At 45.2% G+C, this 15486-nt stretch carries 18 protein-coding genes; all 18 read left to right on the plus strand.

What is annotated here, in order from left to right; translation table 11 throughout:
• The 18 genes from cheY to ACU01J_RS13060 all read left to right on the plus strand — a co-directional run bounded on the left by cheY (position 1) and on the right by ACU01J_RS13060 (position 15425).
• Positions 1 to 369 (plus strand): chemotaxis response regulator CheY, encoded by a 369-nt coding sequence (cheY, locus tag ACU01J_RS12975; protein ID WP_481086105.1) that lies wholly within the window; start codon positions 1 to 3, stop codon positions 367 to 369.
• A gap of 40 nt (positions 370 to 409) precedes the next feature.
• Positions 410 to 1129: a protein phosphatase CheZ gene (locus ACU01J_RS12980; protein ID WP_481086077.1), complete on the plus strand. Its 720-nt coding sequence runs from the start codon at positions 410 to 412 to the stop codon at positions 1127 to 1129.
• Between the two features lie 8 nt (positions 1130 to 1137).
• The gene (locus ACU01J_RS12985; protein WP_481086078.1) at positions 1138 to 3342 is read left to right on the plus strand and encodes a chemotaxis protein CheA; all 2205 of its coding nucleotides are present in this window, start codon (positions 1138 to 1140) and stop codon (positions 3340 to 3342) included.
• A 23-nt stretch (positions 3343 to 3365) separates the two neighbouring features.
• Positions 3366 to 4508 (plus strand): protein-glutamate methylesterase/protein-glutamine glutaminase, encoded by a 1143-nt coding sequence (locus ACU01J_RS12990; protein WP_481086079.1) that lies wholly within the window; start codon positions 3366 to 3368, stop codon positions 4506 to 4508.
• Between the two features lie 8 nt (positions 4509 to 4516).
• The gene (locus ACU01J_RS12995) at positions 4517 to 5293 is read left to right on the plus strand and encodes a ParA family protein (RefSeq protein WP_473967044.1); all 777 of its coding nucleotides are present in this window, start codon (positions 4517 to 4519) and stop codon (positions 5291 to 5293) included.
• Positions 5286 to 6338 (plus strand): chemotaxis protein CheW, encoded by a 1053-nt coding sequence (locus tag ACU01J_RS13000; protein ID WP_481086080.1) that lies wholly within the window; start codon positions 5286 to 5288, stop codon positions 6336 to 6338. Before ACU01J_RS12995 ends, ACU01J_RS13000 begins: the two co-directional genes overlap by 8 nt.
• Before the next feature lie 37 nt (positions 6339 to 6375).
• The gene (locus ACU01J_RS13005) at positions 6376 to 6870 is read left to right on the plus strand and encodes a chemotaxis protein CheW (RefSeq protein ID WP_004413313.1); all 495 of its coding nucleotides are present in this window, start codon (positions 6376 to 6378) and stop codon (positions 6868 to 6870) included.
• A gap of 17 nt (positions 6871 to 6887) precedes the next feature.
• A complete protein-coding gene (locus ACU01J_RS13010; RefSeq protein ID WP_481086081.1) occupies positions 6888 to 7367 on the plus strand; it encodes a DUF2802 domain-containing protein in 480 nt (159 codons plus the stop codon).
• 188 nt (positions 7368 to 7555) lie between these two features.
• On the plus strand, positions 7556 to 8176 hold the full coding sequence (ccmA, locus tag ACU01J_RS13015) for a cytochrome c biogenesis heme-transporting ATPase CcmA (RefSeq protein WP_481086082.1): 621 nt from the start codon (positions 7556 to 7558) through the stop codon (positions 8174 to 8176).
• 2 nt (positions 8177 to 8178) lie between these two features.
• A complete protein-coding gene (ccmB, locus tag ACU01J_RS13020) occupies positions 8179 to 8847 on the plus strand; it encodes a heme exporter protein CcmB (protein ID WP_481086083.1) in 669 nt (222 codons plus the stop codon).
• Between the two features lie 100 nt (positions 8848 to 8947).
• Positions 8948 to 9697, plus strand: coding sequence for a heme ABC transporter permease (locus ACU01J_RS13025; protein WP_481086084.1), 750 nt, complete (start codon positions 8948 to 8950; stop codon positions 9695 to 9697).
• Between the two features lie 6 nt (positions 9698 to 9703).
• On the plus strand, positions 9704 to 9910 hold the full coding sequence (gene ccmD, locus ACU01J_RS13030; protein WP_481086085.1) for a heme exporter protein CcmD: 207 nt from the start codon (positions 9704 to 9706) through the stop codon (positions 9908 to 9910).
• The gene (ccmE, locus tag ACU01J_RS13035) at positions 9907 to 10392 is read left to right on the plus strand and encodes a cytochrome c maturation protein CcmE (protein WP_004413320.1); all 486 of its coding nucleotides are present in this window, start codon (positions 9907 to 9909) and stop codon (positions 10390 to 10392) included. Before ccmD ends, ccmE begins: the two co-directional genes overlap by 4 nt.
• Positions 10389 to 12347, plus strand: a complete 1959-nt coding sequence (locus ACU01J_RS13040; protein ID WP_481086086.1) for a heme lyase CcmF/NrfE family subunit — start codon at positions 10389 to 10391, stop codon at positions 12345 to 12347. The genes ccmE and ACU01J_RS13040 overlap by 4 nt, the downstream gene beginning before the upstream one ends.
• The gene (locus tag ACU01J_RS13045; RefSeq protein WP_481086087.1) at positions 12347 to 12901 is read left to right on the plus strand and encodes a DsbE family thiol:disulfide interchange protein; all 555 of its coding nucleotides are present in this window, start codon (positions 12347 to 12349) and stop codon (positions 12899 to 12901) included. The genes ACU01J_RS13040 and ACU01J_RS13045 overlap by 1 nt, the downstream gene beginning before the upstream one ends.
• A complete protein-coding gene (locus tag ACU01J_RS13050) occupies positions 12898 to 13383 on the plus strand; it encodes a cytochrome c-type biogenesis protein (RefSeq protein WP_481086088.1) in 486 nt (161 codons plus the stop codon). The genes ACU01J_RS13045 and ACU01J_RS13050 overlap by 4 nt, the downstream gene beginning before the upstream one ends.
• The gene (ccmI, locus tag ACU01J_RS13055; RefSeq protein WP_481086089.1) at positions 13383 to 14600 is read left to right on the plus strand and encodes a c-type cytochrome biogenesis protein CcmI; all 1218 of its coding nucleotides are present in this window, start codon (positions 13383 to 13385) and stop codon (positions 14598 to 14600) included. Before ACU01J_RS13050 ends, ccmI begins: the two co-directional genes overlap by 1 nt.
• A gap of 66 nt (positions 14601 to 14666) precedes the next feature.
• Entirely contained in the window at positions 14667 to 15425 is a 759-nt protein-coding gene (locus ACU01J_RS13060) for an MlaA family lipoprotein (RefSeq protein ID WP_481086090.1), read from the plus strand.
• The last annotated feature ends 61 nt before the right edge of the window (positions 15426 to 15486 follow it).

Raw genomic sequence — 15486 nt, forward strand, 5'->3', positions numbered from 1 at the left:
ATGAAGATCCTTATTGTTGATGATTTCTCAACAATGCGCCGTATCGTTAAGAACCTACTTCGTGATTTGGGTTTCAACAATACCCAAGAAGCGGACGACGGCTTAACGGCGTTACCAATGCTCAAGAAGGGTGAGTTCGACTTTGTCGTGACAGATTGGAACATGCCTGGCATGCAAGGTATCGATTTGCTTAAGCATATTCGTGCCGACGGTGAGCTTAAGCACCTTCCAGTATTGATGATCACTGCAGAAGCAAAACGTGAGCAAATCATCGAAGCAGCACAAGCAGGTGTTAATGGCTACATCGTTAAGCCATTTACCGCTGCAACATTAAAAGAAAAACTAGACAAAATTTTTGAGCGTTTATAGTCAAGGTATTGACTAGAGGCGTGAAAGGCCAAAATTCAGAATGATTTCATTAGAACAGGCAAAGCAACTTGTCGAGTTGTTAGAAGAAGGTCAACAACAGGAAGCAGATATCCTTGTTAGAGACATATACGAAAACACCTCGAATCCAATGCTACAAGAAATAGGGGAGTTGACTCGTGACTTACATGAGTCAATCAAACATTTTAGCTTGGATGAGCGAATGAGTCAGATCGCCAATGACGAAATCCCTGACGCCAGGGATCGCCTCCAGTACGTCATTGATAAGACTGAAGTTGCTGCGAATAAAACCATGGATGCGGTCGATCGCTGTATGCCTATCGCTGACAATCTCCATGAGGGCCTGCTTCAGGTGCGCCCTCAATGGAACGAGCTAATGCATGGCCGTATTGAGCTTGCTGAATTCAAAGCACTTTGCCACCGTATTGATAGCCTGCTTAGCGAGGTTGAAGGGGATAGCACTGAGTTACGCGGTCAATTGACTGAAATTCTCATGGCCCAAGACTTCCAAGATTTAACAGGTCAAATCATTCGACGTGTTATCACCTTAGTGGATGAGGTTGAAGGTAGATTGGTTGAAATACTGACTGCCTTTAGTTCTGGACAGCTAGAAGAAAGCAAGAATAACAAGAGCAAAGCATCGACGGACCCGGAAGGTCCAATCCTTAACGCTCAAGATAGGGAAGATGCCGTTTCATCACAAGACGAAGTCGACGACTTACTCTCGAGTCTTGGGTTTTAGAGGTAAATATGAGCTACGATTTAGACGAAGATATTCTTCAGGACTTTTTGGTAGAAGCGGGAGAGATCTTAGAGCTACTCTCTGAGCAGTTAGTAGAGCTTGAAAATAACCCTGAAGATAAAGATCTATTAAACGCCATTTTCCGTGGTTTCCACACAGTGAAAGGTGGTGCGGGTTTCCTAGCCCTAACCGAGCTTGTGGATACTTGTCACGGTGCAGAGAACGTGTTCGATATCTTACGTAATGGTCAGCGACAAGTAAGCGCGAGCCTGATGGATACGATGCTTAAAGCACTTGATACGGTTAATGAACAATTCCAAGCAGTTCAAGATCGTGAAGAATTGCCTAAAGCTGAGCAATCATTGTTAGATGAACTTCATCGTCTAAGCAGTCCTGAATCAGCTGATGAAGCCGTTGCTGCCGAGCCAGTCGTTGAAGAACCTGTAATCCCAGAGCCTGTTGTTGAAGCTCCCACAGCGCCTCAAGCAGAGATCGCTGCCGGTTCAATTGATGAAATTACTCAAGACGAATTTGAAAAGCTACTTGATGAGTTACACGGTTCAGGTACTGCACCAGGTAAACAGACTAGTGCTCCAGTGCCACCACCGGCACCTGCTGCTGACGCAGATATGGGTAGTGACATTACCGACGACGAATTTGAAAAGTTGTTAGACGAATTGCACGGTGTTGGTAAAGCGCCAGGTGAGGGTGAGTCAGCAGCCGCTGAACCTGCCGCTCCTGCGTCTCCACCAGCAGCTCCGGTCGCTCCTGTAGGTGCGGGTGATAGTGATCTAATGACGGACGAAGAGTTCGAAAAACTCCTTGATGATTTGCATGGTTCTGGCAAGGGTCCAAGTATTGAAGAACTTGACGCGGCAACGAAACCTGCCGCTGCAAACGCTGAACCTGTTGCTCCAGCAACGCCACCGCCAGCTCCTAAGCCGACTCCAGCGCCTCAACCTGCTGCTAAATCGGAAGCTGCGCCACCGCCTCCAGCGAAGAAAGAAGCGGCAACGCCAGCTAAAAAGCCTCAAGCAGAAGCAACCGTACGTGTTGACACATCAACGCTCGATACCATTATGAATATGGTTGGTGAGCTGGTACTCGTGCGTAACCGTCTTCTTAGCTTAGGTCTAAATAGCAACGACGAGGAAATGTCAAAAGCGGTGTCGAACTTAGACGTTGTGACTGCGGACCTTCAAGGCGCAGTAATGAAAACGCGCATGCAGCCGATCAAAAAAGTATTCGGCCGCTTCCCTCGCGTTGTACGTGACTTAGCTCGTAGCCTTAATAAAGACATCACGCTGGAAATGCGTGGTGAAGAGACAGACCTTGATAAGAACCTCGTAGAAGCACTAGCGGATCCATTGATTCACTTGGTTCGTAACTCAGTTGACCACGGTATTGAAATGCCAGAGGCTCGTGTAGCGTCAGGTAAATCTCGTACTGGTAAGGTTATCTTGTCTGCGTCTCAAGAAGGCGACCATATTGAGCTTGCTATCGTTGATGACGGTGGTGGTATGGACCCAGATAAACTTCGTGGTATCGCGGTTAAACGCGGCATCATGGATGAAGATGCCGCCTCTCGACTGACCGACAAAGAGTGCTTCAATCTAATCTTTATGCCGGGCTTCTCAAGTAAAGAGCAGATCTCTGATATCTCAGGTCGTGGTGTAGGTATGGACGTGGTTAAAACGGCCATCAATACTCTTAATGGCTCGATAGATATCGATTCAGAAATGGGCAAAGGCACCAAGATCACCATTAAGGTACCATTGACACTAGCAATTCTACCAACCTTAATGGTTGGCGTTGCAAATCACCCATTTGCTCTGCCACTTGCAAGTGTTAACGAAATCTTCCATTTAGATTTAAGTCGCACCAACGTGGTTGATGGTCAATTAACGATCATTGTTCGTGATAAGTCTATTCCACTCTTTTACCTACAGAACTGGCTTGCACCGCAAGCAGGTCAAGTTGAGTTACGTAAAGGCCATGGTCATGTTGTGATCGTACAAATCGGTAGCCAGCGCGTTGGCTTCGTTGTTGATACCTTGATTGGTCAAGAAGAAGTGGTTATCAAACCTTTAGATAACTTGTTGCAAGGTACGCCAGGAATGGCGGGCGCGACGATCACGAGTGATGGTCATATTGCCCTTATCTTAGATGTGCCTGATTTGCTTAAGCAGTATGCAGCTGCTTCGCGAATCTAACTTTCAGCATTCAAAGGACATATATGGCAATCAAAGTATTAGTCGTTGATGATTCGAGTTTCTTCCGACGTCGAGTGAGTGAAATTATTAATTCTGACGCTCGACTTGAAGTAATTGATATTGCTACTAACGGAAAAGAGGCTGTCGAAAAAGCCATTTCGATTAAGCCTGACGTGATTACGATGGATATTGAAATGCCAGTCATGGACGGTATCACTGCCGTCCGTGAGATCATGTCAAAGAGCCCTGTGCCGATTCTAATGTTTTCCTCTTTAACTCACGATGGGGCGAAGGCAACATTAGATGCATTAGAAGCGGGCGCGCTCGATTTTCTACCTAAAAAGTTTGAAGATATTGCACGCAATCGTGATGAAGCTGTGTCATTGCTTCAGCAGCGTGTAATCCAGATCGCATCTAAGCGCGCATCAATGCGTGCATCAATGCGCCGTGCTACGCCTATTAGACCAACGCCAGCTGCGTCTTCTACTGCAAAGGCGTCGCCAACGGCACCTGTACGTTCTTCGCTGCGTCCAGCAACTGCTCCAGTGGCTAAACCAAGTGTGGCGACGCGATTTAAAGCGAGTGGTAAAAAGTATCAGTTAACCGCAATTGGCACGTCTACTGGCGGTCCGGTTGCTCTACAGAAAATCTTAACCAAACTACCAGCTAACTATCCTCATCCAATTGTGTTGATTCAACACATGCCAGCGACTTTTACCGCTGCATTTGCGAGCCGCTTGAACTCCCTATGTAAGATTCAGGTTAAAGAAGCAGAAAATGGAGATGTGTTAAAACCGGGTGTCGCATATTTGGCGCCAGGTGGTAAACAAATGATGCTAGAAGGGCGACCTGGTTCTGCCAAGCTTCGTATCATCGACGGTGGTGAACGCATGAACTATAAGCCGTGTGTCGACGTGACATTCGGTAGTGCGGCTAAGATCTATTCTGATCAAGTACTTTCCATGGTACTGACAGGTATGGGGGCAGATGGCCGTGAAGGTTCTCGTATGCTTAAGGGTGTTGGTTCGACAGTTTGGGCTCAAGACGAAGAAAGCTGCGTTGTTTATGGCATGCCTCAGGCAGTCGCAAAAGCAGGCCTTTCTACGGAAGATTTACCATTGGATAGAATTGCCGAGCGAATGTTAGTCGAAGTCGGTCTAGCATAGAGGTTCTCATGATTGTATGGAGTATAGCGAACCAAAAAGGGGGAGTGGGCAAAACGACCACGACCATTACTCTTGCTGGTTTGTTAAGTAAACAAGGAAAGCGTGTCTTATTAGTGGATACTGATCCGCACGCCTCTTTAACGACGTACCTTGGTTACGACTCTGATAGTGTCCCTTCAAGCTTATTTGATTTGTTTCAACTAAAGGAATATACCGAGCAAACGGTGATGCCTTTAGTGATGCGTTCCGATATTGAAGGGATTGATCTAATTCCAGCGCATATGTCACTGGCGACACTGGACCGAGTTATGGGTAATCGAAGTGGAATGGGATTAATCCTTAAGCGAGCGTTGAATGCGATTCGCAGCCACTACGATTATGTACTGATTGATTGTCCGCCAATTCTTGGTGTAATGATGGTGAATGCTTTGGCTGCCAGTGATCGAATCTTGATTCCTGTTCAGACTGAGTTCTTAGCGATGAAAGGTCTGGAGCGTATGGTTCGTACGCTGGCTATCATGCAGAAGTCGCGCAATAAGTCCTTTAATGTGACGATTGTTCCGACCATGTATGACAAACGGACGCGGGCTTCGCTGCAAACATTGCAGCAATTAAAGAAAGATTACCCAAGTCAGGTTTGGTCATCTGCTGTTCCTATCGATACCAAATTTAGAGATGCGAGCTTAAAGCATTTGCCCGTGTCTCATTTTGCATCGGGCAGCCGCGGTGTCTTTGCGTACAAACAACTATTGATTTACCTAGAGAGGTTAGCCATCAATGACTAGCCAATCGATGCTTTCAAGTGAACAAGCTTTAGACGATTACTTCACGGCTCTCCTTGAAGAGTCTGAAGAGCAGAGCCAAAATGAACTTGTAGAGTGTGATGTTGAGTCTATAGTCGTGCCAGAGCCAGAGCCAGAGCCAGAGCCAGAGCCAGAGCCAGAGCCAGAGCCAGAGCCAGAAGAACTGTCACTTGAACCAATGGTCCAGTCAGTTGAAGAGAAGAGTTACTACCATGCTCCGGCAGTGGACGTTGAAGTACCTAATCTCGAAGACGTAGAACGCCTACTCAAGCAGCTTGAGTCAACTAACCCAGTTGCTGAGCTAGAGCTTGAAGAGGTGATGGAACAAAACACCGTTGATATTGCTCAGGCAGAAGTTATTAAGACTAAACCTGAGGTTATTACCGAAGAGATTCAAGACTGGACGGTTGAAGAGCCTGTCATCGAAGTTGAGACAGAAATCGAACCCGAGATTATTGCTCCGGAAATCGAACTGCCTCAAGCTGATGTTACCGTTGATACAGAAACAGAAGTAGAGACCGAGTTACAAACCGCACAAGGTTCAGCTGACTTGGGAGAATGGTACTCGACAGAGCGTAATATCGATTTTCAGGTCCTTTACTTTGATGTCAACGGCGTTACGTTTGCCGTGCCATTGGATGAACTGGGTGGCATTCACCGCATTAGCGAAATGAATCACCTAATTGGTCGCCCTGACTGGTACTTAGGCTTACAGACCAGTCGCGAAGCTCAGCTTGATGTTGTCGATACAGCAAAGTGGGTAATGGCTGAGAAGTTAAAAGACGAAGAGTACAAAGACAGCTATCAGTATATTGTCATGTTAGGTGAGAGTATGTGGGGGCTGGCTTCTACTGAGTTAAAAGGTACAGAATCATTGAATCCAGACATGGTACGCTGGCGTGGTACAGCAGGGAAACGCCCTTGGCTTGCCGGAATGGTCACAGAAAAAATGTGTGCTTTGATTCACGTCGAAGCATTGATAGCTATGCTTAATGCAGGACTTGATGTAAAAGCATTAGATAATTAGAACATTTATGCCTATTTGGGCTTAGAGAGGATAAGGTATGTCTCAAACTAATGAAGTCGAAGTAAGAAAAGAGCAGTCAAATGACGAAGTGCTTCAGTGGGTGACGTTCCAGTTAGAAGAAGAAACTTACGGCATCAATGTAATGCAGGTACGTGAAGTACTTCGTTACACTGAGATTGCTCCAGTACCGGGCGCGCCAGACTACGTGCTAGGTATCATTAACCTACGTGGTAACGTTGTTACTGTTATTGATACTCGCTCTCGTTTTGGCCTGATGGAGGGTGAAATCACAGATAACACTCGTATTATCGTGATTGAGTCTGAGCACCAAGTGATCGGTATTCTGGTTGATAGCGTAGCGGAAGTGGTTTACCTACGTTCTTCTGAAATCGATACAACACCAAGTGTTGGTACAGATGAAAGTGCGAAATTCATCCAAGGTGTTAGCAACCGTGACGGTAAGCTATTGATCCTAGTTGACTTGAATAAGCTACTGACTGATGAAGAATGGGATGAGATGGCTCACCTATAATGGAATTGAGTAGTTCGATGTTGAGTGCTCCAGTAATTGCTGGGGCAATATTGTTTGTCGTATTGATCATTGTTTTTGCATTGTTACGCCTAAAACAAGGACAAACACGTTCTGCTGAGTATCAACGTCAGCAAACGCGCCATTTGGATAAAGAACTACAAAAAGCCAATAAACAACTTTTAGAAGTTCGTTCCGTTGTGGTCGGGTTAGGACAAAAAGTCAGTGAACAGCAAGATATTATCCAGCACTTAAATGAACGTATTACGGAATTAGAGCAAGCAGACAGTGATGGTCGCTTATACTCTAGAGCCAGTAAAATGGTCCAGTTAGGCGCAGATATTAATGAGTTGATCGAAGAGTGCGAGCTGCCAAAAGCAGAAGCCGAACTGATGATGTCATTGCAGAAAAAAATCGCCGGACAAGAAAAAGTCCCTCCTCTTGAAAGCAGTCCCGATCGGCAAAAAGCCGCTGCCCGCAAGCGAACAATGAGAAGATAGAATACATAAAAGTGCCACACGGCACTTTTTTTATGTGTCTATGTAACCATTTAGTGGTAGTTGTTTAAGTTTGTGTTTGAATATTAACAGATTCTTACGTAGTTTCGTGATTCGTATAGGTCTATTCCTATTTAGACAAGACGAGGCTGTGGTAAGATACAGCTTCGAAATTTACCTAGTGATCCCAAATGTTAGAAGTATCTCAACTTACAGCAATTCGAGATGAAAGAATTCTATTTGAATCCCTGTCTTTTACGATTGATTCTGGCGAATTAGTTCAGGTCGAAGGTAGAAATGGTACCGGCAAAACAACCTTGCTTCGTATCATTACTGGGCTAGGAGACCGCGATAACGGGGAAATCTTTTGGAGTGGTGAGAATATCGAGTCCAACCGTGACCAATTCCACCAAGACCTTTTATTCTTAGGACACCAAACGGGTGTTAAGCGAGAGCTCACTGCTTACGAGAATTTGCGTTTCTATCTAAGTATCCATTCTCGTCAATCCTTTGACCAAAATACGATTTACGACGCGTTGACCAAAGTGGGGTTAGCTGGTCGTGAAGACGTTCCTGTTGGCCAACTGTCAGCGGGTCAGCAAAGACGTGTCGCCTTAGCTAGATTATGGTTGAGCGATCATAAATTATGGATCCTTGATGAACCGTTAACGGCAATCGATAAACAAGGGGTTAAGGTTCTTGAATCTCTCTTTTTGAAGCATGCTGAAAGTGGTGGCATTGTCATGTTAACGACGCACCAAGATATGTTCGCTGATAATCCAATACTAAGAAAAATAAAACTAGGTGATTAATCATGCTTGGCATCATGAATAGTATTATAAGACGCGAATTGCTTATCGCTTTTCGCCGTCAAGCAGACATCTTTAACCCATTGTGGTTTTTTATCATTGTTATTACGTTGTTTCCGCTCAGTATTGGGCCAGAGCCAAATCTACTAGCGAGAATTGCTGCGGGTATTGTATGGGTGGCGGCATTACTGTCAGCCCTGTTATCACTAGAACGTTTATTTAGAGATGACTTTCAAGACGGTGCTTTGGAACAAATGATGTTAATGCCTGTCCCATTGCCGATAGTGGTTATCTCAAAGGTTATTGCCCACTGGTTACTAACTGGGTTGCCGCTGATTTTAATCAGCCCACTGTTATCAATCCTGCTGTCGTTGGACTTTAATACTTGGTTGGCGGTGGTCTGTACCCTATTAGTTGGTACACCTACATTGAGCTTTATCGGCGCGATTGGTGTTGCATTAACAGTTGGATTGCAAAAAGGTGGTGTGTTGCTGAGTTTGTTAGTCCTACCTTTGTATATTCCTATTTTGATTTTTGCGACATCAGCGATTGATGCCGCATCACTAGGAATGGCGTATAACGGTCAATTGGCGATTCTTGGCGCAATGTTCATGGGAGCAATAACGCTAACGCCTTTTGCAATTAGTGCGGCACTAAGAGTAAGTGTCAATTAGTTGTTTTTGAACAAGCACGATTTTCCCTTTATATAAATTAAAAAACTAATAATTGTCTAACGAAAAATTAGACGAACCTGAAGTAAGAGTGAGAACAACGATGTGGAAATGGCTCCATCCCTATGCCAAGCCTGAATCTGCTTACCAATTATGCGGTAAGCTCTTGCCGTGGTTCTCCGTACTAGCGCTGTTATGTTTATCTATCGGCACTGTATGGGGTTTAGCTTTTGCTCCTGCTGACTATCAGCAAGGTGATAGCTTTAGAATCATTTATATTCACGTACCGTCAGCCATTTGGTCGATGGGTGTCTACATGTCGATGGCAATCGCTGCCTTTATCGGTATCGTCTGGCAGATTCGCTTATCTGATATGGCAGCCTCTGCAATGGCGCCCATCGGTGCGGTGTACACCTTCATTGCCTTATTAACCGGTGCCATTTGGGGTAAACCAATGTGGGGTACTTGGTGGGTATGGGATGCACGTTTAACTTCTGAATTAATCCTTCTATTCCTCTACCTCGGTGTAATTGCGCTTTACCATGCGTTCGATGACCAAAAAACAGCGGCCAAAGCAGCGGGTATTCTTGCGATTGTTGGCGTTGTGAATCTACCGATCATTCACTTCTCTGTAGAGTGGTGGAATACCCTGCATCAGGGTGCGACGATTACAAAATTTGAACAGCCTTCGATCTCGAACGATATGCTGTGGCCACTGCTTCTAAATATTGTTGGTTTTGCTTTCTTCTTTGGTTCGGTAACGATGATCCGCTTACGTAATGAGATCATCAACAAAGAGAGCCATCGCCCTTGGGTGATGAAGTTAGCTGCTGATAAATCTCAGAGAGGGTAATTAACGATGCATTTTGAATCTTTGAGTGATTTCTTTGCAATGGGTGGCTATGCAGGTTACGTATGGGCGGCTTTTGGTATTACTTTTGGCGTGATGCTTGTTTTGCTTATCACTAGCGTTCGACGTAGTCGCACACTTCTTAATGAAGTGCAGGCGAAAGTGGATAGACAAGCACGTATTGATGCAGCGAAAAATTTGGAGAACACATTATGAACCCAAGACGTAAAAAGAGGCTCGGCATTGTTCTTGCGATCTTTATCGGGATCAGCGCAACCATCGGCTTGATGCTGTACGCCCTAAATCAGAATATGGATTTGTTCTATACACCAACGGAATTGGTTAATGGCAAACCGGATGGTACGAAACCCCACGTAGGTCAGCGCCTGCGTATTGGGGGTATGGTCGTTGAAGGTTCTGTTAAACGTGACGTTGAGTCTCTACGTGTTTCATTTGACCTTCATGATGTCGGACCTAAAGTAACGATCGTTTATGATGGTATTCTTCCGGATCTCTTCCGTGAAGGCCAGGGTATTGTTGCTCAAGGCGTACTGTTAGATGAAACAACGGTTGAGGCATTCGAAGTGCTTGCGAAGCACGACGAAGAGTACATGCCACCAGAAGTTGCTGAAGCGATGAAGAAAACGCACGAACCGCTTCAATACACTGAACAACAAAAACAAGGAAGCGATCAATGATTGCTGAAATCGGTCACTTTGCACTGATCATCTCACTGGCGCTTGCGGTACTGCTCAGTATCTTGCCACTGGTTGGTGCATCGAAAAACAATACTCTCTTAATGAACAGCGCCAGACCTTTGTCTTGGGGGATGTTCCTTCTACTACTACTGTCGTTTTGTATTCTGCTTTGGGCATTTTATACCAACGATTTCACCCTCAACTATGTCGCAAGTAACTCGAACAGTCAGTTACCTTGGTACTATCGTTTAACAGCGGTTTGGGGTGCGCACGAAGGTTCGCTATTGCTTTGGGTATTAATCCAAGCAGCGTGGACGGTTGCCGTAGCGATGTTTAGTCGTGGTATGCCGCAAGAATCTGTTGCACGTGTACTCGCAGTCATGGGTATGATCACGGTGGGCTTCCTACTGTTTATCATTTTAACGTCTAACCCATTCTTGCGTACGCTGCCTTACTTCCCGGTTGACGGTCGTGACCTTAACCCACTGCTGCAAGATCCAGGCTTAATCATCCACCCACCTATGCTTTACATGGGTTACGTTGGTTTCTCTGTTGCTTTCTCTTTTGCTATCGCGTCATTGATGACAGGTCGCCTTGATACCGCATGGGCTCGATGGTCTCGTCCTTGGACTACTGCGGCATGGCTATTCCTAACGCTAGGTATCGCTCTAGGTTCATGGTGGGCTTACTACGAACTTGGCTGGGGTGGTTGGTGGTTCTGGGATCCAGTAGAAAACGCATCATTCATGCCTTGGCTTGCCGGTACGGCGCTAATGCACTCACTCGCCGTAACAGAAAAGCGAGGTACGTTTAAAGCGTGGACGGTATTACTGGCAATCTCTGCATTCTCATTGAGTCTACTTGGTACCTTCCTAGTACGTTCAGGCATCTTGGTTTCGGTGCATGCGTTCGCATCGGATCCGTCGCGCGGTATGTTCATCTTAGGCTTCCTCGTATTTGTTATCGGTGGTTCACTGCTTCTGTTCGCTGTAAAAGGTGCCTCAGTACGTGTTCGCGGTAACTTCGATCTGGTCTCTCGTGAAAACGCGCTATTATCTAACAACGTTCTACTGATTGCTGCACTGGTTGTGGTTCTTGTTGGTACATTGCTACCGCTAGTACACAAACAAATTGGCCTAGGATCAGTCTCGATTGGTGCTCCATTCTTCGATATGTTGTTTGCTTGGTTGATGATTCCGTTCTCATTCCTGTTGGGTATCGGTCCTCTGATTCGTTGGAAGCGCGATGATCTATCAAGCTTGAAAAAACCAATGCTGATTTCTGGTGTTGCATCGCTAGTTCTTGCATTTGTGTTCACTACACTGTTGTCAGATTTTTTCTTAACCATGGCTTACATCGGCTGGGTAATGGCACTGTGGATTATCTTCATGCATGGCTTTGAGCTATACCAACGCGCAACTCACCGTCATCCATTTATGGAAGGTGTAAAAAAATTGCAACGTAGCCACTGGGCGATGATGCTCGGTCATATTGGCTTAGCGGTCAGCGTTATCGGTATTGCTATGGTGCAAAACTACAGCATTGAACGCGACGTTCGTTTGGCGCCAGGTGAGCACTTCCAGATTCAAGGCTATGATTTCTACTTTGAAGGCCTGCGTGATAAAGATGGTCCGAATTACGATGGTTACATTGCTGACTTTAAGATCACGAATGATGGTAAATACGTAAACACGCTACATGCTGAAAAACGTTTCTACACCACAGCTCGTTCTATGATGACAGAAGCAGCGATAGATCGCGGTATTACTCGTGATCTATACATCGCAATGGGTGAGCGTCTAGATGACAATAAGTCATGGGCTGTACGTATTTACTACAAACCATTTGTACGTTGGATATGGGCTGGTTCGCTATTAATGGCTCTAGGTGGTGCAATCGCGATTAGTGATAAACGTTACCGCTTTAGAAAGAGCGCCAAGAAGCAGGAGGCATAATGAATAAGAAATTATTATTTATTCCCTTAGTGGCATTTTTAGGCTTGGTGGCAGTATTTGCCACCCAGCTAGTGAGAAACCAACATGGTGATGATCCAACTAAGCTTGAATCTGTTCTGGTTGGTAAAGAAGTTCCTGAGTTCCATTTAGAAGACCTAGCAGAGCCAGGCAAGCTTTATGATCAAGCGATCTTTAAAGGCGAACCATTGCTACTCAATGTTTGGGCTACTTGGTGTCCGACTTGTTATGCTGAGCACCAATACTTAAATGAACTGGCTTCACAAGGCGTTAAGATCATAGGTATGAACTACAAAGACAATCGCGAGAAAGCGGTGGATTGGCTGAACGATTTAGGTAATCCGTATCTAATCAGCTTGTTTGATGGCAGTGGTATGCTTGGCCTAGATCTCGGTGTATATGGTGCACCAGAAACGTTTTTGATTGATGCCAATGGCGTAATTCGCTATCGCCACGTAGGTGATGTTAATCCGAACAATTGGAATGAAAAACTCAAACCTATTTATCAACAACTCATTGCGGAGGCTAAGCAATGATGAAATGGGGTCTAGTGCTTGCTGCTTGTTTGACTTTCTCGATAGCCTCATATGCCAAGATTGAGGTTTATCAATTTGATAATGTGGAGCAAGAAAGTCAGTTTAAGGATCTGAGCCATACACTTCGCTGTCCGAAATGTCAGAATAACTCCATTGCTGACTCGAACGCTGAGCTAGCGGTCGACTTGCGTCATAAAGTGTATGAAATGACGAAAGAAGGTAAGTCTGAGCAAGAAATCGTCGACTACATGATTGCTCGCTACGGTAACTTCGTGACATATAACCCACCGTTTACTATCGCAACTTCAATTCTTTGGCTTGGTCCAATCGCGGTGGTATTACTTGGTTTCGGTTTGATCATTGTTCGCAGTCGTAAACCAAAGGCAACGACAGATAAAGATGATCGAGAGTGGGATTCTGACAAAGAGGCGCGCCTTAAAGCCCTTCTTGATGAAGAAAAGAATGATGGAGACAAGCAGTAATGACACTATTTTGGATAGCCTCAGTCATTCTTATCGCAATTAGTATTTTGCTCATTGCATTACCGTTTATTAAGAAGAAATCGAACAACGATGAGCAACTGCGCGACGAACTCAACAAGGCGTTCTATAAAGATCGTCTATCTGAGCTTGAAGAGGAAGCCGATGAAGGTCTAGTTGAAAACCAGCAAGACTTGATCGACGACCTAAAGCAATCGCTGCTTGACGATATTCCTACGGATGAGAACAAGCAGGATGAGAGTAATACCTCAGCGCTTGCTATAATCATTCCATCGGCCTTGCTGGTTATTGGTCTTTCTTACGGCCTTTACTTCAAATTTGGCGCATCGGATGACGTTCAACAGTGGCAAGAAGTAAGTAATAACCTGCCTGCGCTGTCGAAAAAACTGATGTCTCCAGAAGGTGCGGAATTGAGTGAAGACGAAATGAGCGACCTGTCATTGGCACTTCGTACACGTCTACATTACCAACCTGATGATTCAACAGGCTGGTTGCTGCTAGGCCGTATCGCTCTTGCTAACCGCACTATCGATACTGCAATTGGTGCGATGAAAAAAGCCTACGACATCGAGTCAGATAACCCAGATATTATGTTAGGTTATGCTCAAGCGTTAATGCTGTCGCAAGACGATGTTGAGCAAGATAAAGCCCGTCGCCTACTAGGTAAGCTCGTTCAAAACGACTACGTTGATCTGCGCGTCTTTTCACTGCTCGCATTTGATGCTTACGAACGTAAAGATTACCCAGCAGCGGTTCGTTATTGGAGCATTATGCAGCAGATGATTGGCCCTAAAGATTCTCGTTATGAAATGCTGTCTCGCAGCATTGAAAACGCTCAGAAGCAGATGGGACAACAAGTGGGTACTGGTCAATCTGTATCGGTAACCATTAATGTTGGCGATCAAGTGAGTGCAGACCCAAGTGCTTCACTGATTGTATCGGTACATACTGCTGATGGCTCACCAATGCCAGTTGCGGCAGCACGCTACCCACTAGGCACGTTCCCAAGAACGGTTGTGCTGGATGATGGCAATAGTATGCTACAAGATCGCAAGCTTTCTTCACTTGAGTCATTGATGGTTCGTGTTCGCATTGATAGCGATGGTAACGTTGCGACTAAAGATGGGGACTGGTTTGGTGAGAGCGAAGCCGTTAAAATGGGCGAACCAGTTGAAATTACGATTAATAATCAGTATTAATAGTGACTGTTTATATATCGACGAAGGCTGGTGGAAACACTGGCCTTTTTTATGGAAATTATAATAATGACAAAGATAAAGCCGCAGTTAGGGATGTTGCTGTGCTCTGCTCTTCTAGTGACTGGGTGTGCGTCAGCGCCCAGTGAAGAGCCATTGGTAGGGGAGCCGCAAGTCTATGACCCTTTTGAGAGTTTTAACCGCTCGATGTGGACAATTAACTACGATTATTTAGACCCATATTTAGTTAACCCTGTTTCTTCGGCGTATGTGGACTATGTCCCTGTGCCGATTCGTAGTGGTATTGCCAATTTTCTCGGTAACCTCGATGAACCATCGAGCATGATAAACAACTTAGTGATGGGTAACGGCGGTAAAGCGCTTGACCACTTTAATCGTTTTTGGATTAACACCACTCTCGGCTTAGGTGGTTTGATCGATGTGGCTTCTGAAGCAGGCATCGCAGATCACAATGAAAAGGCGTTTAGCGACGCGATAGGTCATTATGGGGTGGGGAATGGACCGTATGTGATGATTCCGGCTTATGGTCCTTGGACAGTAAGAGAAACCGCAGACATCATTGATGGTATGTATGTTCCGCTCTCTTTTCTTAATTTCTGGGCAGGTTTAGGTAAATGGGCGTTTGAAGGACTAGAAAAGCGTGCAGAGTTAGCGAAACAAGAATCGCGGCTCGATAGCTCACCAGACCCTTATGCGTTAGTTCGTGATGTTTATATTCAGCATCAAAACTTTAAGGCAGAGATTGAAACTAAAGATTACAACGCAGAAGAAGAAGCGTATCTAGATGAATATCTAGAAGACTTTTAAGCGCTTATTGCGACAGATAAAAGGCTTGGTGTGAACCAAGCCTTTTGTGTTTTTAGCACTG

This window comes from Vibrio sp. 2433-A1 (assembly GCF_056726085.1).